This is a genomic window from Micromonospora sp. NPDC003197 (genome assembly GCF_053590565.1).
On sequence record NZ_JBSFTE010000006.1, the window covers coordinates 244,449 to 264,848 of the forward strand.

The window sequence follows — 20,400 nt, forward strand, 5'->3', positions numbered from 1 at the left end:
GGCTGTCCAAGGAGTGGACCGGAAACGAAGAAGTGCCTTCTGATCAGGGAAAATAGGGCTTGTCGAGAGTCCTGTTCACCCGCCACGGAAGGCACTTGCTGAGTGAAGGCTACCGCAACACGTCCGAAGATCATGGTGACCGGCGACGGGCGGGGCGTCGTCGGTCACGCCGGTGCCCGGCTGCTCACTGACCTGGCCGACGCGACCGGCTTGACCAGCGCGTTCAGCCACGCACTCGCCGGACTGCGGCAGTGGCAGGGCGGGCACGACCCGGGACGGATCGCCGTGGATCTGGCGGTGATGCTCGCCGACGGTGGTGAGGCCATCGCCGATCTGGCGGTGCTGCGTGACCAGGCCGGCCTGTTCGGGCCGGTCGCGTCTGACCCGACCGCGTGGCGAATGTTGTCCCGATTGGACGAGCCGATGCTGGCCGGCCTGCGTGCCGCCCGGGCACGCGCCCGTGAGGTCGCCTGGGCCCAGCACGCCGAGGTTCGCGGTGACCGGCCGCAGCCGATGGTGGCTGGCCAGCAGGTTGATGGTCTGGTCCTGGACATCGACGCGACCATCGTGATCTGCCATTCGGAGAAAGAGTCGGCGACCCGTACCTGGAAGAAGACCTTCGGATACCACCCGTTGCTGTGTTTCCTGGACAACACCGGCGAAGCCCTCGCCGGCCTGCTGCGGGAGGGCCGGGCCGGGTCCAACACCACCGCCGATCACATCACCGTGCTCGACCAGGCCCTCGCGCAGATCCCCGACGTCCACCGGCACGGCACCCCGATCCTGCTGCGCGCCGATTCGGCGGGTTCCAGCCACGGGTTCCTCGCCCACATCCGCTCACTACGAGAGCAGCAGCACCTCGATATCCGGTTCTCCGTCGGTGCCGCGATCACCGAACCGGTCCGGGCCGCGATCGGGGCCGCGACCGGCTGGATCCCCGCCATCGACACCGACGGAGGCCTGCGGGAACACGCCGAGGTTTGCGAGATCACCGGCCTGTTCGACACCACCGGCTGGCCCGAGGGCACCCGCTTTGTGGTCCGCCGGGAACGCCCACACCCTGGCGCCCAACTGACCTTGTTCGACACCATCGAAGGCTGGCGACACCAGGTCGTGGCCACCGACACCCCGGCCGGCAACGGCAGCATCCAACACCTCGAAGCCCGGCACCGCGCCCACGCCCGCGTCGAAGACCGCATCCGCACCGGCAAAACCACCGGCTTCGGCCGGTTCCCGTCCCGGAACTTCGCCATCAACCAGGCCTGGCTCCAACTCGCCCTGACCGGCATCGATCTACTCGCCTGGACCCAAACCCTGCTCCTCGACGGCGACCTCGCCCGCGCCGAACCCAAGAAACTGCGCTACCGGCTACTACACGTCGCCGCCCGGATCACCCGCACCGCCCGACGGACCCGCCTGGCCATCGCCGCCAACTGGCCCTGGACCGACGCCCTAACCAGAGCATTCAGCAAGCTCGCCGGCCTGCCCCGGCCCACCAGCTGACCCCACATCCCCACGCCCGACCAACGCTCAATGGAGGAACCCGGCCCAGCGCCGGGCCCTCGGCATACCAATAAACGTATCTAAACACCCAAATCGGAGTTCAACGAGTGACAACTATTAACCGGCACTCAAGTGAAAGACCGAGGCTAACGTGCTTGGCCTAGCCTGGTAGGCTTGCGGTCGTGGGTCAGTTCTCCGAGAATGATCTGCGCACGGTCGTTGCAAGGTATGAGGCAACCAAGGCAGCCGCGTTGACCGAGCGGGACGAGCAACTGCGGGCGTTCCATGCGGCCGGTTGGCGATCGGTGGATCTGCAGCGGGTCACTGGGTACAGTCGGGAGACGATTCGTCAGGCTCTACGACCGGAAGTCCGTCGGGCGACCAACATCAGCCGGCGTAAGACGGTGCCCCAGCCGCCGGTGGACTACCGTCCTTACGGGGATCGGAAACCCTACGTTGTGGCCGACACCCTTGCGGCGCTGAACGGCCCGACGGAAGGTGTGGTCACGCTTCCGCGTCATCTGGACTGGTCGGGCCATGCCGAGTACGACCTGAGTCGGACCGGACGTCTGGCCACCATGTACAAGGTCGTCCTCACCGAGGCGAGCACGGTTGACGACCTGAATACGTGGCTCAACGCCGGCCTGCTTCTGCGGCTGTGGCCTAACCTCTGGCTGCCGCCTCAGCTGCGACAAAACTGGGAGGAAGCCTTCCCCAAACTCGCCGCGACCGGTACGAGCGCCGCGTAACGGTTCAGCGCTTTGGTCACCGTTGTCGTCGGCTCCTACCGCGACGACGGTCTGACTGTCGACATCGAGCGGCAGTACGACACATTCGCCCGGTTGATGGTCACGACGGCGGCCGTCTTTCCAAGGTGGCGCTCGGCGTGGACTGGCGTGCCAACGAACCCATTCTCATGGCCGTCGGACCCGTACTACATCCTGACGACGCGGTCGCGAACAAGATGAGCGCGCTCTACGGGCGAGCGTTCGCTCGTGACTTCATCGATATCGACGCCGCGCTCCGATCTGGCCGCTACACGCCGGAAACGGTCCTTAACCTCGTGCAACGCGCTGATCGCGGGTTCGACCGGCGCGTCTTCGCCGATGCTCTCGGGCAGGCCAACGTGCTCGATCCTGATGACTTTGCTCAGTACGGCGTGACTGGCCAGGCGCTGGACAACCTCCGTGACCGGTTCGCGGCGTGGCGCCGCGAACTACTCGACGGGGGAGGGTCTCGCGATAGCTGACGGGCATGTGCCCTCGCGGTGGAGAAAGGGTAGGCGGCGTAACGGTAGCGCGCGCTAGATGATTGAGTCCTAAATCTTTGCTGGTGGGAGGTGCCGGCGTACTGGTACAGGGAAGGGTGTCGTTGTCTGCTCGTGACAGCTGACATCAACACCCTTCTGACCGCACTGTACGTGTTCGTAGACGATCACCTGGTACCGCGTCGCCGCCGTCCCGGCCGGCCCCAGCAGTTGTCCGACGCCGAACTGGTCTGCCTGGTGATCACCCAGGTCCTGTTCGACTTCCCTCGTGAACGGCACTGGATCCGCTGGGCCGGCACCCACCTGCGCGACATGTTCCCGTACCTGCCGACCGCGTCCGGCTACGGCAAACGGGTCCGCGGCAGCGGTCAGCTCATCGCCACCGTGCTCCGGGCCCTGGCCCAGGTCACCCCGACCAGTGCCCCGATCCTCAGGTTGATCGACTCCACCCCGGTACCGTGCGGCACCTCACGGGAGACCACGAAACGTTCGGACCTGGCCGGGGACGCCAGCTACGGCTACAGCGCCTCACACTCCCGCTACTTCTGGGGCATGCGCCTGTATCTACTGGCCACAGCCGAGGGCATGCCCGTGCTGTGGTGCCTGGCCAACCCGAAACTCGACGAACGGGAGGTGATGGCCGCCCTCATCGAGGCCGACCACCACCTGATCGCCGACGGGCAGGTCATCCTGGCCGACCGTGGCTTCGCCAGCCCGGAGTTCGACCACTTCTGCGACCTGCGCAGCATCCACCTGGTCCGCCCGAAACGCGCCAACGCCACAGCCGACGCCCCACGCACCCCGGCCGAGAAAGCCCTGCTCCGCGCCCGCCAATGGATCGAGTCGATCTTCCAGAGCCTGAAAGGCCAGCTCTCCCTGGAACGACACGGAGCCCGCCGACACGACGGCCTGTTCGCCCGCGTCGGTCAACGCCTACTCGCCCTGGCCGCTGTGATCTGGCACAACACCAACATCGGCGCACCCAACCCAAGATCACTCATCGCATACGACCATTGACCAGCAAAGATTTAGGACTCAATCATCTAGGGGTGGGAGGCCCGCTTCCGCGTGAGCAAGATGAGTTGTGCAATAACTCTTGCTAAACGAGCATCGTGCATGGCATCCTGGCGATCATGAATGATGCTGAGGTTCGCCAGGTCACCGATTCCAAGGTGCTGGCTGCCGTGTCGCACCCGCTGCGGCGACGGCTGATGGACGTACTCAAGGTGGACGGGCCGTCGACGGTGAGCATGCTCGCCGAGCGCACCGGTCAGGCGGTGGCCAACGTCAGCCACCACATGAAGGTGCTCGGCGGGTGTGACCTGGTGGCCGAGGCCCCCGAGTTGGCCCGGGACCGCCGTGAGCGGTGGTGGCGGCTGGTCTCGCCCGGCCTGCGCTGGGCCACCGCCGACTTCGCCAGCGATCCTGCCGCGCAGGCGGTGGCCAACGCCGCCGTCTCGCTCAACCTCGACCGGCACGTGAGCCTGGCCCGCGCCTGGTACGCCGCCAGCGAGGGCGAGCACCAGGCCTGGGGTGAGAGCGCCTTCTCCTCGGACAGGTGGATGCGACTGACCCCGGCCGAGTTGGCGCAGGTCGAGCAGGAGATCAACGAGGTGCTGGCCCGATGGGCAAACCGCGAGGTGCCCGATGACGGGCAGCGGCGGGAGCCGGTCTTCCTGTTCGCCTACGGCGTACCGGCGCAGCCGTGAGCGTCATCGAGGCCGCGCCCCCGACGGGCGCCCCGCACCCCCGCCGCCGGGGCGGGTCGTTCTGGCACCGCGATTTCCGGCTGTTGTGGATCGGGCAGGCCACCAGCAAGTTCGGCAGCAGCGTGACCAGCGTGGCGCTGCCGCTGGTGGCGATCGCCATGCTCGACGCGACGACGTTCCAGGTCGCGCTGCTGGCTGCGGCCACCTGGGTGCCGTGGCTGATCATCGGGCTGCCGGCCGGTGCCTGGGTCGACCGGCTGCCGCGCCGGCCGGTGATGGTGGTGTGCGACATCGTGTCGGCGCTGCTGTTTCTCAGCATTCCGGTGGCCGCCTGGCTGGGCATGCTGACCATCGCGCAGTTGCTGCTGGTGGCGGTCGGCGCCGGTACGGCCAGTGTCTTCTTTCAGACCGCCTACCAGGTCTACCTACCGGCGCTGCTGACCCCGCAGGAGGTGCCGGAGGGCAACGCCAAGTTGCAGGGCACCGAGTCGGTCATGCAGGTGGCCGGGCCGGGTGCGGCCGGACTGATCGCGCAGGCGTTCGGCGCGGCGCTGGCGTTGCTGGCGGACGCGATCGGTTTCCTGGTCTCGGCGGTCTGCCTGTTGTCGATCCGGGACCGCGAGCCGCGTGCCGCCGAGAATCGTCAGTCGACCTCGTTGCGTCGGGAAATCGGCGAAGGGCTCAGGTTTCTGGTCCGCGACCCCTACCTGCGGCTGCTCGCGATCTTTGGCTCGGTGAGCAATCTCGGCCTGATCGGCTACCAGGCGATTCTGGTCGTGTTCCTGGTTGACGAGGTGGGGCTGAGTCCCGGTCTGGTCGGCGGACTGGTTGCCGGGATGAGCCTCGGTGGCTTGCTCGGTGCGGTGTTGGCCACTCCGATCGCCCGCCGGTTCGGCACCGCCCGTGGGCTGATCCTCAGCGAACTGGTGGGGGCACCGTTCGGGCTGCTCATTCCGCTCGCCGCTCCGGGGCCACGGTTGCTCCTGGCCGTCGCCGGGGGAGTGGTGCTGGTTGCCGGGGTGGTGGCCGGCAACGTGATCAAGGGCAGTTTCCGGCAGACGTACACTCCGCACCACATGCTGGGTCGGGTCACGGTCAGCATGAACCTGCTGAACTACGGGACCATCCCGGTCGGTGCGTTGCTCGCCGGAGCGCTCGGCACCGCCCTGGGGGTGCATACGACGATGTGGATCATGATGGGCGGTCTTGCGTTGACCGGCCTGATCCTGCTGGTCGGACCGATCCGGCGGGACCGGGACCTACCGTCCCGGCCCGCCTCCATCGATCAGGCGTGAGCGGAACTCACATCGCCCGTACGTTGTCCGCCTGCGGACCCTTCTGTCCCTGGGTCACCTCGAACTCCACCTTCTGGCCCTCGTTGAGTTCACGGTAGCCCGAGCCGGTGATGGCCGAGTAGTGCACGAAGACGTCAGGACCTCCGCCGTCCTGCTCGATGAAGCCGAAGCCCTTTTCCGAGTTGAACCACTTCACGGTGCCGGTTGCCATGCAAATCTCCTCTACGGGTGGGCACAGAAGTCCTGATCTCACCGGTCTCGCGACCGGTGATTGCCCACACGACAACGACAGTAGCCGGCCGGAGGCCATATCGGGTGCAAGTCAGGCCGCATTCCAGTATGGGATATATCCCGGCTGTCGTACTTTTCCGGCATGCTGGACGGGTGACGAGCCGTACCGCGTCGGCCCTGGCCGACCTTCAGCGCAAGGTACGGCCAGCAGACCCTGCCGGCGACGACCATCCCGGTCTCGACCAACTCCGGCTCGGCTCGGCGCCTGCCGTACCCGAGATCCGGCTGCACCTGGCCGAGGATGCCATGGTGTGGTGGGCCCGGATGGAGGCGGAGGCCGGCGAGGGCCTGACCCCGCCGTTCTGGGCCACCGCGTGGTCCGGCGGCCAGGCCATCGCCCGCTACCTGCTGGATAATCCCGAGACGGTCACCGGCCGGCGGGTGCTGGATTTGGCCACCGGCTCCGGGCTGGCCGCCATCGCCGCCGCCCGGGCCGGAGCGGCGGCGGTGACCGCCAACGACGTCGACCCGTACGCGCTCGCCGCAGTCATCATGAACGCGCGAGCCAACGACGTCTCCGTGGCCACCAGCTACGGTGACCTGCTCGACGGGGACGGCGGCGACGCCGAGGTGGTGCTCGCCGGTGACGTCTTCTACAGCGAGCCCATGGCGCAACGGATGCTGCCCTTCATCGAGCGGGTCACCAGGCGGGGGGCCCGGATGCTCATCGGCGACCCGGGCCGGGCCCACCTGCCCCGCGAACGGCTCCGCGTGCTGGCGAGCTACCAGGGCTCGACTGCCGGCGCTTTCGGTGACTTTGACATCGAGCGGATGGACGTGCTGGAACCCGTACGGTGACCGCCGGCTGCCGGTGCCCTACGCCACCGTTGGCGGGTCCGCTTACTCCACGGCCAGTACGTCCACCACGAAGCGCAGCGGGCCGGGTACCCGGCCGGTGTCGCCGTAGGCCAGCTCGGACGGGATGTCCAACTGCACCCGGCTGCCGACCTTGACCCCGACCAGCCCCTGGTCCCAGCCCTTGAGCACCTCACCGGTACCGATCCGGAAGTCCAACGTCTCGGAGTCGTTCCAGGAGGCGTCGAACTCCTTGCCGTCCTTGTACGTCACACCAACGTAGTTGACCGTGACGGTCTGTCCGGTGGCCGCCGCCGGGCCCGTACCCTCGATCATCGGCGTGACCGTCAGCTTGGTCAGCTCCCCTTCGCCGGCCTTGGGCGTCGGTCGGATGCCCAGCGCCGGATCCGCGCCCTCGGGCAGCGGCGGGAACGCCTTGGCACCCGTCGAGGCGTTGGCTCCGGCAGCGCCCGCCGAGTTGCCGTCCGAGCTGACCGCTCGCCCGATCAGGATGACGGCGGCGACCAGTACCCCGACGACCGCGACGCCAGCCAGAACGTTGGTAAGCAGCTTCCGGCGACGTTTGGCCGCCGCGGCCCGAGCCTTGGCGGCCTTCGCCGCCGCACGCTTCTCGGCCTTGGTCAGCGGCTGCACGCCGGTCGATGCCTTACCTCCGGTCGACGCCTTCGCGTCGGTCGGTGCGGTGCGCGTACGGCTCTGGACCCGATCGCTCATCTGATGTCGACTCCTCGCGGGCAGGGCAACGGCGATGCCGGGAGGGGCATGGCCGGATGGATCACCCGGGCACACCGTACTCGGTCCCAGGCACGCCGCGAACCCCTCAGTTCTGTGCGACTGAAGCGTCCGCCCCCGGCCCATGTCGACCGGCGCCAGCGCCGGCACTGGGCCAGTGGCCGGTGTCAGCGCCAGGAAGGCGCGTACCGCGTCGTCGGGGCGGCTGGCATACTCGCAGCTCATGGTGCTGTCGCGTGGCTGGGCTTGGTTTCTCACCGCTGTGGGCGTGTGGACCTGGGTCATCTGGCCGAGGTTCGCCGTCGCGATCTGGAAGGATCCCCGATCCTGGTCGGCCGGTGAGGTGGCACAGGGCAGCCCCACCAGCTTCCTCTGGATCCACGCGTTGCTGATCGTCGCGTCGTTGGCGATCGGCACCACCGTGGGCGTCCTCGGTGTGCGCGGCTGGCGGGCGCAGCGTACGAGGACGCCCCAGGGGTAGGCGGGCGCAGCGTACGAGGACGCCCCAGGGGTGGGCGGGCCCCGGGACTTCGGGATCCCCGTCAGGCTGAGGCCGACAGGGTCAGGCTGCGGTGGTCACGGTCAGCAGCGGGTCGGTGGTGACGACCAGGCGGTTCGCCGCCGCCTGCTGGAGTACGGCGTTCGCACCGGCATAGTTGCCGTACGTGTTGAAGCCCCACTTCACCTGTCCGACGGTGACGCCGCTGCCCACGTACACCAGCGGTGTCGCCGCTGTGGCCGCCGTGCCCTTGCGGGAGAAGAGGTTGCCCACGAAGGTGATCTGCGAACCGCCGGTGACGTGCGTCCAGCCCCGGTTGGCGGCGGTGCCGCCAGGGGCGGAGGCCGGGGCGTTCATCGCGCCCTTGAAGCTGACGTTCTGCACCACGGTGCCGTCTCCGCCGCTGATCCGTAGCGCGGACCCGTGTACCGGGTCGGCGTTCTGTGCGTCGAAGCAGGTGCCGCTCACCAGCAGGTTGCCGCCACCCTCGACGGAGAGGTGACTGGCGGTCTGCCGGGCAGTGATCATGACGTGGCCGATGCTCGACTTCTCCATCCGGCTGCGGATGAACGGCTTGCCCGCGGTGGCCCAGGCGGCGACGGACGAGTCCATGAACGAGAATGCGTCCGTACCGAAGATCGAGTTCTCGGAGCCGGCCAGGAAGAACGGGGTGTCCGTACAGCCCTGCACGTGGGTGGGGCCGCTGATGCTCGTACCGTCGCCCCAGCCCCACCAGACGGTGGCGAAGTTCTTGAACCCGCAGCCGTGGAAGTTCGACATCCACAGCACCTTGCCGGTGTGCGTGGAACTGCTCGGGTCGTTCTTGGCGATGCAGTGCGTCGAACCGCCACCCTGCATCTGGATCCAGGCGATCGTGACGTCCCGGGGCGAGTTGTCCGACGGGTAACCCTGACTCGGCTGCTCGCCGGGGAACACGAACATCGAGCTGTCCGCCCCGCCGGTCCAGCTCAGCACGGTGGCCCGGGAGTATTCCCGGGCCGGGGCGGACTTGCCGCCGATCAGCGCCATCCCGGAGAAGAGTTTGATCGGGGTGGAGAACGAGTACAGCTTCGCGTCGAAGAGCACCGCCGGGGTCGGTGCGTTACCAGCCTGGGCCAGGTGCCAGGCGTTCATCGCGGTGATCTTCTCGTCAACTGTTGCGCCGGCGAAGAACGTGTCGAAGTAGACCAGCCCGGCGTCCGCCGTACCGTCGGCGAGCGGGGTCTCCGCCACCGCACCTCGGGCCACGCCGGCCAGCCCACCGGCACCAGCCAGACCGCCGACCCCGACCGCCGAGCCCGCAACGAACGCCCGCCGACTGACTGAACCCCGGTCCCACATCATGACCACCCCCGCCTACTTCGATACGTTGCGTCGGTACATGGTGCACCGTCGATGCGATCTGCGCGGCCCCGTCCGACGGTGGTGGGCGTCGGCCCCGTCCGGCCGTAGTTTGGCGTCGGCCCCGTCCGGCCGCGTCCGCGTACGGTCAGCGCCAGTACGGTCAGAGCCAGCCCCGGGCGGCCGCCTCCACCCCGGCCTGAAATCGGGTGGTGGCCCCCAGTCGCTCCATGACTGCGGCGATCCGGCGGGTGGCCGTACGGGCGCTGACGCCGAGCTGGCGGGCGATGGTCTCGTCCTTCAGACCCGCCTTGAGCATCCGGAGCAGAAGCAGATCCTCGTCGCTCGGCTGGTCGTCCGTCGGCTGTTGTGCGCCGAGCAGTGGCGTGGCACGTTCCCAGTACGCCTTGAACAACTCGATGAGTGCGTCGAGCAGGCCGGAGGGATGGATCAGCGCGAGATTGTCGTAGACCCCGCCGGTGAGCGAGACCAGGGCCATCCGCATGTCCATGATTCGCAGCTTGAACGGCAGTTCGGGCAGCATCCGGGCCTGCTCGCCCACCTTGGCCAGTTGCACCAGCACCTCGAACCGGCCCGGCCGGCCCATGGACTCCGGGCAGTAGACACTCCGGATGTCCACCCCCTTGGCGATCATTTCCTCGGTCTCGGCGATCTCCGCCTCGTTGGTGTCCGGGATGCCAGCCACCTGTTTCATGTACGGCGGCCGGTCGAGTACCCACAGATGCGTGCGTACCGACGCGGTGAGTTCGTCCACCCGGCGGTTGACCGTCTCCTGCCCCGACAGCACCTCGATCCAACGTCCGGGATCGCGGAGTCGGGCGGTCTGGAACAGTCGGGCGAGATCCGTCGTTGCGGCCCGTACGCCGTCCAGTGCGGCTTCCGTCTCCAGTCGTCGCCGGGTGACCAGCGACGCCAGCGCCGTCTCCGGACCGATGGGTTCGTATCTGCCGGGAGCGGTCCGCCGAAGCAGACCGAGCCTGGTCAGTCGGGCGACGGCGGCGCGGACCCGGGGCGGGCCGACGCCCAGGGCGGCAGCGGTCGCCGCCAGTGGTTCGTCGGGCTGTCCGAGGAGGAGACGGTAGACCCGTTCGTCGAAATCGTTGATGCCCACCGCGCCCAGCACCGGCTCGTTCTGCACGCCTCACCCGATCCATGAACGTGTTGCTTGGCAGGTGGCGTGGTTCGCCACGTGACCGAAGACGTCATGAAGATATCTCGACAACCCCGTCTGGTTGGCCGTTGACTGCTACCGATCCCACCAGGCGATCTTGCCGGGTGGGCAGCTCCCTTCGCCCCCGAACCCCCAAAGAGGAGCAATGGCCCGCAAGATCCGAAAAAGCCACGCGTACGGCGCGGCGCTGGTCGCCGCAGCCCTGGCGGTCACGGCCAGCCCGGTCCCGGCATCGGCCACGCCCGTGCCCGTCTCCCTGCCGACCGCCCTGTCCTCGACTGTCGGCGGCACCGGCAGGTATATCGTCACCCTGGCCGACAAGCCGCTGGCCACGTACGAAGGCGGCGTCGCCGGAATCGCCGGCACCAAGCCCGGCAAGGGCAAGAAGGTGGACGTAAACACCACCAACGCCCAGCGATACCGCAGCCACCTCAAGGACAAGCAGAGCAAGGTGGCCCGCAGCGTCGGCGCCAAACCGCTCGGAAGCTACTCCGTCGCCTCGAACGGCTTTGTCGCGGAACTGACCCACGCCCAGGTCGTGAAGCTGATGGTGACCGGCGGTGTGGTCTCCGTGGTGCCGGACAAGCTGTACAAGACCACCAACGACCGTAACTCGGTCGACTTCCTCGGGCTCTCCGGCAAGAAGGGCGTGTGGTCCACGCTCGGTGGTACGGCCAACGCCGGCAAGGGCGTTGTCGTCGGCGTCATCGACACCGGAATCTGGCCGGAGAGCGCGTCGTTCACCGCGCCGGCGCTCGGTACGGCACCGCCAACGGCGGCCGACCCGTACCGGCCGTACCTGCAGGGCGGGACCACCGTCATGCAGAAGGCCGACGGGACCACGTTCACCGGCACGTGCCAGGCCGGCGAGGAGTTCGCCGCGACCGCCTGTAACGAGAAGGTCATCAGCGCCCGGTACTTCGGGGACAACTGGCTGAGCATGGTTCCACCGGCCCAGCGGAATGACTACGTCTCGCCCCGGGACGCGCAGGGACACGGCACGCACACCGCCGGCACGGCAGCCGGGAACACCGCTGTCCCGGTCACCGAGCAGGGTGTCGACTTCGGGGAGATCTCCGGCGTCGCACCAGGTGCGAAGGTCGCCGTCTACAAGGCACTCTGGCAGGGAACCACGGACAGCACGACCGGCGGGCACGGGTCGGACATCGTCGCCGCTATCGACCAGGCCGTCGCCGACGGCGTGGACGTCATCAACTACTCGGTGGGCGGGGCGTTCGAATCGTCACCCAACGATCCGACCGAGCGCGCCTTCCTGAACGCGGCTGCGGCGGGCATCTTCGTCGCCGCGTCCGCCGGGAACTCCGGGCCGTACGCGTCGAGCATGGACAACACCACACCGTGGCAGACGACGGTGGCCGCGAGCACGGTTGCTCCGTACCCGGCCAGCGTGGAGTTGGGCAACGGTGTCCGCTTCAACGGCACCAGTACGACCGTCGCGGCGGCGTTCGGGCCCAAGCCGCTGATCACCTCCCGGGCGGCGAAGGCCGCCATCGCCAGCGACGCCGACGCCGACAACTGCATGGCCGGGACCCTCGACCCGGCCCAGGTCGCCGGGAAGGTCGTCGTCTGCCTCCGTGGCATCATCGCGCGGCCGGAGAAGTCCGCCGAGGTGGCGCGAGCCGGCGGTGTCGGGATGGTGCTGGCCAACCCGATCGACCAGGACCTCAGCGGAGACCTGCACAGCGTGCCGACCGTGCACATCAACTCCCCCGACACGCAGGTTGTCCTGGACTATGCCGCGACCGCCGGGGCACAGGTCACCCTGCTGCCGACTGGCGCGAGCATGCCGTACCCCCAGGTGGCGACGTTCTCCTCGCGGGGTCCCTCGCTGCGCAACGCGGATCTTCTGAAGCCGGACATCGCGGCTCCCGGCGTGGCGATCCTCGCAGCGGTGGCCCCGCCAGGTGCGCAGGGGAAGAACTTCGACTTCTACTCCGGCACCTCGATGGCCGCCCCGCACATCGCCGGTCTGGCGGCGCTCTACCTCGCCAAGTACCCCGACTGGTCACCGGCAGAGGTCAAGTCGGCGATGATGACCACCACGTTCGCCACCAAGACCGCGACTGGGGAGCCGAACACCGACGTCTTCGCGCAGGGCGCGGGGCATGTCGACCCGACCCGGATGCTCAACCCCGGCCTGGTCTACGACTCCTCCGAGCAGGACTGGCTGGGTTACCTGGAGGGGCTGGGTTTCAAGACCGGCTCTGGGGTTGCCCCGATCCAAGGCAGTGACCTGAACTATCCGTCGATCGCCGTCGGCAAGCTCTTCGGTGCCCGGACCGTCACCCGTAAGGTCACCGCCGTCACCCCCGGCGTGTACCGCGCCAAGGTCGACCTGCCCGGGTTCAAGGTCAAGGTCAGCCCGTCGACCCTCAAGTTCAACAAGGCGGGGGAGACCAAGGAGTTCACCGTCTCTATCGCGCTCAATACGGCTTCGGTCGACGTGACGGCCACCGGGTCGCTGACCTGGACGGGCGGCGGGACCGCCGTACGCAGCCCGATCGTGGTGACCCCGCAGAGCGTGATCGCACCGACCCAGGTACTGGGTACCGGTGCGGCCGGCTCGGTGTCCTTCGAGGTGACCCCGGCACTCAAGAAGTTCCCGATCAACGCCCACGGGATGGCCTCCGGGCCGCTGATGCCGGGCGCGGTGGGCGTCGAAGACGTCTGGGGCAGTCAGTTCCCGGTCACCGTGCCCGCCGGCACCAAGGCGGTGGAGTTCTCCGCCCGGGCCGATGACCCGCAGGCAGAGCTTGGCGTGATCATCTTCCGGGAGACGAACGGGGCCCAGGAACTGGTTGACCTGTCGGACGGTCTGAGCGCAGACGAGAGGTTCGCCTTCCCGAACCTGCAACCCGGTGCGTACGTCATGGTCGTCCTCGCCCTTGACGTTCTGCCGGGCACCACGAAGACGGCGTTCACCGCCCAGGTGAACATGGTCACCGGCAAGGGTGGTGTCGGCAATCTGGCGGTGTCCCCGAAGAACCCCAAGGTCACCCCGGGGACTCCGTTGACGGTCACGGCCAACTGGTCGGGTGTGCCCGCTGGGCGGCACACGGGCTACGTCGAGTACCCGAACGGGGCTGGCACGGTCATCAGCGTCAACTGATCTGATCGGCGTACGAAACAGCGGGGCCGGACAACGTCGTCCGACCCCGCTGTTTCGTGTCGAGATGTCAGCACCGTCGCTGACGCGAGCGGTGGGAGGGCCGAAAAACCGGTGGCGCGATGTGGTGGCTGGGATGTTGCCTGACCGCACTAGATCAATAGGGTGAGCTGGCTTTCCCATGTTTCTTATGGCATGTCGGCGTATCGGGGCGGGAGCGCGGGCCGGGGACGGCGCCATGCGAGGTAGGCCATGACGCCGAACACGATTACAAACAGCATCCCTCCCCCAGGGGTCAACCACTCGGAATTGTCGTTGGCCTCCCGCACCCTCAGGCAAGGGTTGGTTTTGGCGTAATGGATGCTGATGTGCTCGCCAATGCTCACCGCTCGGTTCGCGGCGTTTGCGACGTGCAGGCTGGCTTCACACACCTCACCACTTTTCGTGGAGAACTGGACCGTCAGGAAGGTCTTGGTCCCCATGTGTTCGACATGGACCACCTCGGCAGAGGTCAGGGAGCCTTGACGGTCGTCCGCCAGCGACCAGATGCTCATCGACGTATATGTGATCGAAAAGACCAGGGCGAAGGTCGAGAAGACCCGAAGGAAGGTACGCCCTGGCCGTCGACGGCGGTACATGGTCGGGATAGTAGGAGCGGCCAGCAAACTGGGCGTCTGCGGGCGGAGACCAAACGGCCCGGGTTGGGTGAGACCCGGGCCGCCTTTCAGCTTTCGATCACCAGCCCCGGGCTCGCCATTCGGGCAGCGCCGGCCGTTCGTTGCCGAGGGTGCTGTCCTTGCCGTGGCCCGGATAGAACCAGGTCTCGTCCGGCAGTCGGCCGAAGATCTTGTGCTCGACGCCGTCGATCAGCGGCGCGAACCGCTCCGGGTCCCGATCGGTGTTGCCGACTCCACCCGGGAAAAGGACATCCCCAGTAAAGACGTGCGGCGTACCCTCCGGGTCGCGGTAGACCAGGACGACGGAACCGGGAGTGTGCCCCACGATGTGGGTGACCTCCAGTTCGCAGTCGCCGAACCGGACCACGTCGCCGTCGGCGAGTGTCTCGGATGGGATCGGCAGACCGTCGGCGTCGTCGGCGTGCACCAGCGAACGGGCACCAGTGGCCGAGACGACATCGGCCAACGCCAGCCAATGGTCCGGATGCTGATGGGTGGTGACCACGGTGGACAGGCCAGCGTCCCCGATCAGTTCCAGCAGGCGGGGTGCCTCGTTGGCCGCGTCGATCAGCAACTGGTCGCCGGTCGACCGGCAACGCAGCAGGTAGGCATTGTTGTCCATCGGGCCGACCGACACCTTGGTGATGGTCAGGCCGCTCAGTTCACGTACGGCGGGGCCGCTGCCCGGGGGAATCTCTCCGGTATATGACATGCCATACCTCTACAGCCACTTCGGCGGGCTCGGCAACGGACCGGTGGGCGTGACGGTGAGACCATCGCCACTCGAACGGCCGATCAGCCAGCCGGCCAGTTCGTTGACCGGGCCGGTCACGGTCGGCGCGCCGTCCGGCTCGCCGATGGTCAACTGGTGGGCCGCGCCGTCGAGGGTGAGCACCAGCGGCGGTACGTCGGAACGCCCGGCGAGGTCGGTGACCACCTCGTGCAGCAGGCGGTGACCGCACGCCTCGGGCCAGTCCGTCGGGGCGTACCCGGCGGCCAGGTCGACGTGGTGCACCTCCACCTCGCGGAGTCGACTCCAGACCAGGGTGGCGGCCACCCTCGGCCCACCCCGGGCAATGACCGTCGCGGCCCACGCCTCCACCGGCATGGCGGCGGCCACCGCCGCGAACCGGGCGGCCGACTCCCGCAGGTCGTCCAGGTGGATCGCCAGGGTACGCCCCGAGCCCGCCTCGATGTCGGCCTCGCGATCAGCGGGGCTGGCGTACGCGGGAATGTCCTCGCCGGTACGCGCGGCGGTCAGCAGGTTGATCATCGCGTCGGCCTGCCGGGCGAGGTGAGCCAGTACGTGCCCACGGCTCCAGCCATCCAGCAGCGACGGGCCGGCGACCCCGGCCTCGTCGAGTGACGCCGCAGTCTGGATCAACCGTTCGGTGGCGAGGTCCACCTCGCCCATCAGAAGGAGTGGGTCTGCCGTCACGCCCTGACCCTAGCGGCCAGGTCGGCCCCGGTCGCGCCGGAAATGGCTTTCGGTAAATCCGGACCACCCCTACCGTCGAGGTCGACGCGTCACCCGGGTCCTGGAATGGAGGTGGAGATCATGCCGGTCATCGTGCGCGTGTTCCCCATCTCCGTCGACATCCACAGGGGTTGACATGCTGTTCGATCTCGCGTCCCTGGGCTGGGACGCTTCCCTCGCCGCCACCTGCCGCCGTCGCATCATGGCCGGCCATCGACCGGGCCGGGTGGTCCGGGTAGACCGGGGCATCTGCACCGTGCTGTGCGCCGATGGCACCGTTCGGGCCAGCCTCGGCGGTACGGTGCTGGCCGCCGCCTCCGTCGACCGGGTCAACCTGCCCTGTGCCGGGGACTGGGTGCTGGTCCGTACCTGGCCCGACGACCGGTGCACGGTGGAGGCGGTGCTGCCCCGGCGGACCGCCCTGATCCGGCGTACCGCCGACAAGGATTCGGTCGGGCAGGTGCTGGCGGCCAACCCGGACGCCGTGGCCGTAATCGAGCCGATGCACCCGGCTCCGGACATGGCCCGGGTGGAGCGGCTGCTTGCCCTCGCCTGGGAGTCCGGCGCGCAGCCGCTGGTAGTGCTGACCAAGAGCGACCTGGCTGCGGATCCGGCGACGGTGGCCGCTCAGGTGGCGGAGGTGGCACCCGGCGTCGAGGTGTTCCCGGTCAGCGCCGAGCAGGGGGACGGCTTGACGGCATTGCAGCCGTGGGTGGCCTCCGGTCGTACCCTGGCGCTGTTCGGGCCGTCCGGGGCGGGCAAGTCGACGCTGGTCAACGCGTTGGCCGGGGCCACGGTGATGACCACCCAGGGCATCCGCCGGGTGGACGGCAAGGGGCGGCACACCACCACCTACCGGGCACTCATCCCGATCCCGGGCGGCGGGGCGGTGCTGGACACCCCGGGCGTCCGAGCGGTCGGCCTGCTCGACACGGCCGACGGGCTGGAGCACACCTTCGCCGACGTCACCGAGTTGATCGCGGCCTGCCGGTTCACCGACTGCGCCCATGAGGGGGAGCCGGGGTGCGCGGTACGGGCCGCGCTGGAATCCGGTGACCTGACCTACCGGCGGTGGGAGAGCTGGCAGAAGCTTCAGCGGGAGGTGGCGTTCGAGACCCGGCGACGGGACGCCCGGCTGGCTGCCGTGCGGCGGACCGACTGGCGCCGGCTCCGCCGGGAGCGCCGCACCGCCCGCCCGTAAGGAAGGGCCCCTTCTTATCGCTTTCTGTATAGGAAGGGGCCCTTCCTAACACCTGCCAACTGGGCGCGATTCGTCGAGTCGGAATACTGTCGTACCCCCGGGCTAGAGTTGCCGATGCGTGCCTAGCGCACTGACAAAACCGGACAAAAACTCTCTTTATCCTCCCTGGAGTACGCGGACAGTGACCGATCGATTGATCATCCGTGGCGCACGCGAACACAACCTGCGTGACGTCAGCCTCGACCTGCCGCGGGACGCCCTGATCGTCTTCACCGGCCTCTCCGGGTCGGGCAAGTCCAGCCTCGCCTTCGACACGATTTTTGCTGAGGGGCAGCGGCGGTACGTCGAGTCGCTCTCCTCGTACGCCCGGCAGTTCCTCGGTCAGATGGACAAGCCGGACGTCGACTTCATCGAAGGGCTGAGCCCGGCCGTCTCGATCGACCAGAAGTCCACCTCCCGCAACCCGCGCTCGACCGTCGGCACCATCACCGAGGTCTACGACTACCTGCGTCTTCTCTTCGCCCGGGTCGGCGAGCCGCACTGCCCGGTCTGTGGCGAGCGGATCTCCCGGCAGAGCCCGCAGCAGATCGTCGACCGGGTGCTGTCCATGGCTGAGGGCACCCGGTTCATGGTGCTCGCCCCGGTGGTCCGGGGACGCAAGGGCGAATACGTCGACCTTTTCGCCGAGTTGCAGGCCAAGGGCTACGCCCGGGCCCGGGTCGACGGGGTGGTCCATCCGCTGACCGAGCCGCCGAAGCTCAAGAAGCAGGAGAAGCACACCATCGAGGTGGTGGTCGACCGGCTCGCCGTGAAGGCCAGCGCCAAGCAGCGACTCACCGACTCGATCGAGTCCGCGCTCGGCCTCTCCGGTGGGCTTGTCCTGCTCGACTTCGTCGACCTGGCCGAGGACGACCCTGACCGGGAACGCCGCTACTCCGAGCACCTGGCCTGCCCCAACGACCACCCGCTGGCGATCGAGGACCTCGAACCCCGAGTGTTCTCCTTCAACGCTCCCTATGGCGCCTGCCCGGAGTGCACCGGCCTGGGAATGAAGAAGGAGGTCGACCCGGAGCTGATCGTGCCGGACCCGGAGCGCACCCTCCGGGAAGGGGCGATCCAGCCGTGGGCCGGCGGGCAGACCCTCGAATACTTCCTGCATCTGCTGGAGGCGTTGGGCGAGGCGGAGCACTTCGACCTGGACACCCCGTGGCGCAAGCTGCCGGCCCGGGCGCAGAAGACGATCCTGCACGGCTCCGGCGACCAGGTGCACGTCCGCTACCGCAACAAGTACGGCCGCGAGCGCTCCTACTACACCGGCTTCGAGGGCGTGGTGCAGTGGATCGAACGCCGGCACAACGACACCGAGTCGGACTGGTCCCGGGAGAAGTACGAGGGCTACATGCGGGACGTACCGTGTGCCGCCTGTGGTGGGGCCCGACTCAAGCCGGAGGTGCTGGCGGTCACCCTCGCCGGCCGGAGCATCGCCGAGGTCTGCGCCCTCTCCGTGGGTGAGTGCGCGGAGCTGCTCGGCGGAATGACCCTGACCGACCGGCAGAAGATGATCGCCGAGCGGGTGCTCAAGGAGATCAACGCGCGGTTGCAGTTCCTGGTCGACGTGGGGTTGGACTACCTGTCGTTGGACCGACCGGCCGGCACCCTCTCCGGCGGCGAGGCGCAGCGCATCCGGCTGGCCACCCAGATCGGTTCCGGACTCGTCGGCGTGCTCTACGTCCTGGACGAGCCGTCGATCGGCCTGCACCAGCGGGACAACCAGCGGTTGATCGAGACACTGGTTCGGCTCCGGAACCTGGGCAACACCCTGATCGTCGTCGAGCACGACGAGGACACCATCCGGGTCGCCGACTGGATCGTCGACATCGGACCGGGGGCCGGCGAGCACGGCGGTCGGATCGTGCACAGCGGTCCGGTGGCCGAGCTGCTGGCCAGCGACGAGTCGGTGACCGGCGGGTACCTCTCCGGTCGTAGGTCGATCCCGACACCGAAGCAGCGCCGGCCGCAGACCCCGGGCCGGGAGCTGGTGGTGCACGGTGCCCGGGAGCACAACCTGCGGAACCTGACCGTGCCGTTCCCGCTGGGACAGTTCATCGCGGTTACCGGGGTCAGTGGTTCGGGCAAGTCGACCCTGGTCAATGACATTCTCTACACCGTACTGGCGAATCAGCTCAACCGGGCCCGGCTGGTGCCTGGCCGGCACACCCGGATCACCGGCCTCGATCAGGTGGACAAGGTGGTCGGCGTGGACCAGTCGCCGATCGGCCGGACCCCCCGTTCCAACCCGGCCACCTATACCGGGGTCTGGGACCACGTCCGCAAGCTCTTCGCGGAGACCGCCGAGGCGAAGGTCCGGGGGTACGGCCCCGGCCGGTTCTCGTTCAACGTCAAGGGTGGGCGCTGCGAGGCGTGCAGCGGCGACGGCACGATCAAGATCGAGATGAACTTCCTGCCCGACGTCTACGTACCGTGTGAGGTCTGCAAGGGAGCCCGCTACAACCGGGAGACCCTGGAGGTCCACTACAAGGGCAAGACGGTCTCCGACATCCTGGAGATGCCGATCGAGGAGGCGGCCGACTTCTTCTCCGCCATCCCGGCCATCCACCGGCACCTCAAGACCCTGGTCGACGTCGGGCTCGGCTACGTCCGCCTGGGCCAGCCGGCACCCACCCTCTCCGGCGGCGAGGCGCAACGCGTCAAGCTCGCCTCCGAGCTGCAGAAACGCTCGAGTGGTCGGACGGTGTACGTGCTCGACGAGCCGACCACCGGCCTGCACTTCGAGGACATCCGTAAGCTGCTCGGGGTGCTGGAGAGCCTGGTCGACAAGGGCAACACGATCATCGTCATCGAGCACAACCTGGACGTGATCAAGACCGCCGACTGGTTGATCGACATGGGACCGGAGGGTGGTCACCGGGGCGGTACGGTGTTGGCCACCGGCACGCCGGAGGAGTTGGCCGAGGTGCCGGAGAGCCACACGGGTCGGTTCCTGCGACCGGTGCTCGGCCTCGACGGTGAGCCGCAGGGGGCGACCGAGGCGACCGCCCGGGCGGCGAAGGCCAACGGCACCGCCACCGGAGGAAAGTCCCGAGCGAGCCGCAAAACCGCCGCCAAGGCGAGCGACAACGGATAGCTCTCCGAGGTACGCGGTCAGCCGATTCCACGCCAACCAGCCGATGGGGCTGAACTGGGTGATGGGCAACAAATCAGCTGACGGGCGGCTAACCGGTCAACAGACGATAAAGCCGTTGACGGGGCGAT

At 68.2% G+C, this 20,400-nt stretch carries 17 protein-coding genes and 1 pseudogene; 11 read left to right on the forward strand and 7 right to left on the reverse strand.

Annotated elements, in window-relative coordinates:
* Positions 1-102: 102 nt before the first annotated feature.
* The 6 genes and pseudogenes from ACWDV4_RS09410 to ACWDV4_RS09435 all read left to right on the forward strand — a co-directional run bounded on the left by ACWDV4_RS09410 (position 103) and on the right by ACWDV4_RS09435 (position 5,774).
* On the forward strand, positions 103-1,503 hold the full coding sequence (locus ACWDV4_RS09410; RefSeq protein WP_449976165.1) for an IS1380 family transposase: 1,401 nt from the start codon (positions 103-105) through the stop codon (positions 1,501-1,503).
* 182 nt (positions 1,504-1,685) lie between these two features.
* The gene (locus tag ACWDV4_RS09415) at positions 1,686-2,252 is read left to right on the forward strand and encodes a hypothetical protein (RefSeq protein ID WP_449976167.1); all 567 of its coding nucleotides are present in this window, start codon (positions 1,686-1,688) and stop codon (positions 2,250-2,252) included.
* Between the two features lie 3 nt (positions 2,253-2,255).
* A pseudogene (locus ACWDV4_RS09420) lies at positions 2,256-2,752 on the forward strand (nucleotidyl transferase AbiEii/AbiGii toxin family protein); the annotation flags it as partial.
* A gap of 132 nt (positions 2,753-2,884) precedes the next feature.
* Complete coding sequence (locus tag ACWDV4_RS09425) at positions 2,885-3,787, forward strand: IS982 family transposase (protein WP_449976168.1); 903 nt, start codon at positions 2,885-2,887, stop codon at positions 3,785-3,787.
* Between the two features lie 116 nt (positions 3,788-3,903).
* Entirely contained in the window at positions 3,904-4,479 is a 576-nt protein-coding gene (locus tag ACWDV4_RS09430) for an ArsR/SmtB family transcription factor (RefSeq protein ID WP_449976169.1), read from the forward strand.
* Entirely contained in the window at positions 4,476-5,774 is a 1,299-nt protein-coding gene (locus ACWDV4_RS09435) for an MFS transporter (protein ID WP_449976171.1), read from the forward strand. Before ACWDV4_RS09430 ends, ACWDV4_RS09435 begins: the two co-directional genes overlap by 4 nt.
* A 7-nt stretch (positions 5,775-5,781) precedes the next feature.
* Here ACWDV4_RS09435 and ACWDV4_RS09440 read toward each other — a convergent pair whose 3' ends face one another.
* The gene (locus ACWDV4_RS09440) at positions 5,782-5,985 is read right to left on the reverse strand and encodes a cold-shock protein (RefSeq protein ID WP_449976172.1); all 204 of its coding nucleotides are present in this window, start codon (positions 5,983-5,985) and stop codon (positions 5,782-5,784) included.
* Positions 5,986-6,158: 173 nt separating this feature from the next.
* Between ACWDV4_RS09440 and ACWDV4_RS09445 the strand changes: the two genes are divergently transcribed.
* On the forward strand, positions 6,159-6,863 hold the full coding sequence (locus ACWDV4_RS09445; protein ID WP_449976174.1) for a class I SAM-dependent methyltransferase: 705 nt from the start codon (positions 6,159-6,161) through the stop codon (positions 6,861-6,863).
* Positions 6,864-6,905: 42 nt separating this feature from the next.
* Here ACWDV4_RS09445 and ACWDV4_RS09450 read toward each other — a convergent pair whose 3' ends face one another.
* Positions 6,906-7,595: an FKBP-type peptidyl-prolyl cis-trans isomerase gene (locus ACWDV4_RS09450; RefSeq protein WP_449976176.1), complete on the reverse strand. Its 690-nt coding sequence runs from the start codon at positions 7,593-7,595 to the stop codon at positions 6,906-6,908.
* A 241-nt stretch (positions 7,596-7,836) separates the two neighbouring features.
* Between ACWDV4_RS09450 and ACWDV4_RS09455 the strand changes: the two genes are divergently transcribed.
* Positions 7,837-8,094: an SCO4848 family membrane protein gene (locus tag ACWDV4_RS09455; RefSeq protein WP_449976177.1), complete on the forward strand. Its 258-nt coding sequence runs from the start codon at positions 7,837-7,839 to the stop codon at positions 8,092-8,094.
* Between the two features lie 81 nt (positions 8,095-8,175).
* Here the strand turns inward: ACWDV4_RS09455 and ACWDV4_RS09460 are convergent, their stop codons facing one another.
* Both ACWDV4_RS09460 and ACWDV4_RS09465 read right to left on the reverse strand, forming a co-directional pair.
* On the reverse strand, positions 8,176-9,462 hold the full coding sequence (locus tag ACWDV4_RS09460; RefSeq protein WP_449976179.1) for a hypothetical protein: 1,287 nt from the start codon (positions 9,460-9,462) through the stop codon (positions 8,176-8,178).
* Between the two features lie 154 nt (positions 9,463-9,616).
* Positions 9,617-10,612 (reverse strand): LuxR C-terminal-related transcriptional regulator, encoded by a 996-nt coding sequence (locus ACWDV4_RS09465; protein ID WP_449976181.1) that lies wholly within the window; start codon positions 10,610-10,612, stop codon positions 9,617-9,619.
* A gap of 178 nt (positions 10,613-10,790) precedes the next feature.
* Here ACWDV4_RS09465 and ACWDV4_RS09470 point away from each other — a divergent pair, with 178 nt between their 5' ends.
* Complete coding sequence (locus ACWDV4_RS09470; RefSeq protein ID WP_449976182.1) at positions 10,791-13,775, forward strand: S8 family serine peptidase; 2,985 nt, start codon at positions 10,791-10,793, stop codon at positions 13,773-13,775.
* A 185-nt stretch (positions 13,776-13,960) separates the two neighbouring features.
* Here ACWDV4_RS09470 and ACWDV4_RS09475 read toward each other — a convergent pair whose 3' ends face one another.
* The 3 genes from ACWDV4_RS09475 to ACWDV4_RS09485 all read right to left on the reverse strand — a co-directional run bounded on the left by ACWDV4_RS09475 (position 13,961) and on the right by ACWDV4_RS09485 (position 15,887).
* Positions 13,961-14,410, reverse strand: a complete 450-nt coding sequence (locus tag ACWDV4_RS09475) for a hypothetical protein (RefSeq protein WP_449976183.1) — start codon at positions 14,408-14,410, stop codon at positions 13,961-13,963.
* A gap of 97 nt (positions 14,411-14,507) precedes the next feature.
* Positions 14,508-15,161, reverse strand: a complete 654-nt coding sequence (locus ACWDV4_RS09480; RefSeq protein ID WP_449976184.1) for an MBL fold metallo-hydrolase — start codon at positions 15,159-15,161, stop codon at positions 14,508-14,510.
* Between the two features lie 9 nt (positions 15,162-15,170).
* Positions 15,171-15,887 carry a maleylpyruvate isomerase family mycothiol-dependent enzyme gene (locus tag ACWDV4_RS09485; RefSeq protein WP_449976185.1) on the reverse strand — a complete coding sequence of 239 codons (717 nt, stop codon included), beginning with the start codon at positions 15,885-15,887 and terminating at the stop codon, positions 15,171-15,173.
* Between the two features lie 175 nt (positions 15,888-16,062).
* On the opposite strand from ACWDV4_RS09485, the gene rsgA reads away from it, so the two are divergent.
* The gene (rsgA, locus tag ACWDV4_RS09490; protein WP_449976186.1) at positions 16,063-17,127 is read left to right on the forward strand and encodes a ribosome small subunit-dependent GTPase A; all 1,065 of its coding nucleotides are present in this window, start codon (positions 16,063-16,065) and stop codon (positions 17,125-17,127) included.
* 181 nt (positions 17,128-17,308) lie between these two features.
* Entirely contained in the window at positions 17,309-20,272 is a 2,964-nt protein-coding gene (gene uvrA / locus ACWDV4_RS09495) for an excinuclease ABC subunit UvrA (RefSeq protein WP_449976187.1), read from the forward strand.
* Positions 20,273-20,400 lie beyond the last annotated feature (128 nt).

Excerpts from the sequence above, each read along its gene's own strand:
- rsgA (WP_449976186.1), top strand. The coding sequence starts at position 16,063 with ATGCTGTTCGATCTCGCGTCCCTGGGCTGGGACGCTTCCCTCGCCGCC.
- ACWDV4_RS09430 (WP_449976169.1), top strand. The coding sequence starts at position 3,904 with ATGAATGATGCTGAGGTTCGCCAGGTCACCGATTCCAAGGTGCTGGCT.
- ACWDV4_RS09450 (WP_449976176.1), bottom strand. The coding sequence starts at position 7,595 with ATGAGCGATCGGGTCCAGAGCCGTACGCGCACCGCACCGACCGACGCG.
- ACWDV4_RS09470 (WP_449976182.1), top strand. The coding sequence starts at position 10,791 with ATGGCCCGCAAGATCCGAAAAAGCCACGCGTACGGCGCGGCGCTGGTC.
- ACWDV4_RS09455 (WP_449976177.1), top strand. The coding sequence starts at position 7,837 with ATGGTGCTGTCGCGTGGCTGGGCTTGGTTTCTCACCGCTGTGGGCGTG.
- ACWDV4_RS09475 (WP_449976183.1), bottom strand. The coding sequence starts at position 14,410 with ATGTACCGCCGTCGACGGCCAGGGCGTACCTTCCTTCGGGTCTTCTCG.
- ACWDV4_RS09440 (WP_449976172.1), bottom strand. The coding sequence starts at position 5,985 with ATGGCAACCGGCACCGTGAAGTGGTTCAACTCGGAAAAGGGCTTCGGC.
- ACWDV4_RS09480 (WP_449976184.1), bottom strand. The coding sequence starts at position 15,161 with ATGTCATATACCGGAGAGATTCCCCCGGGCAGCGGCCCCGCCGTACGT.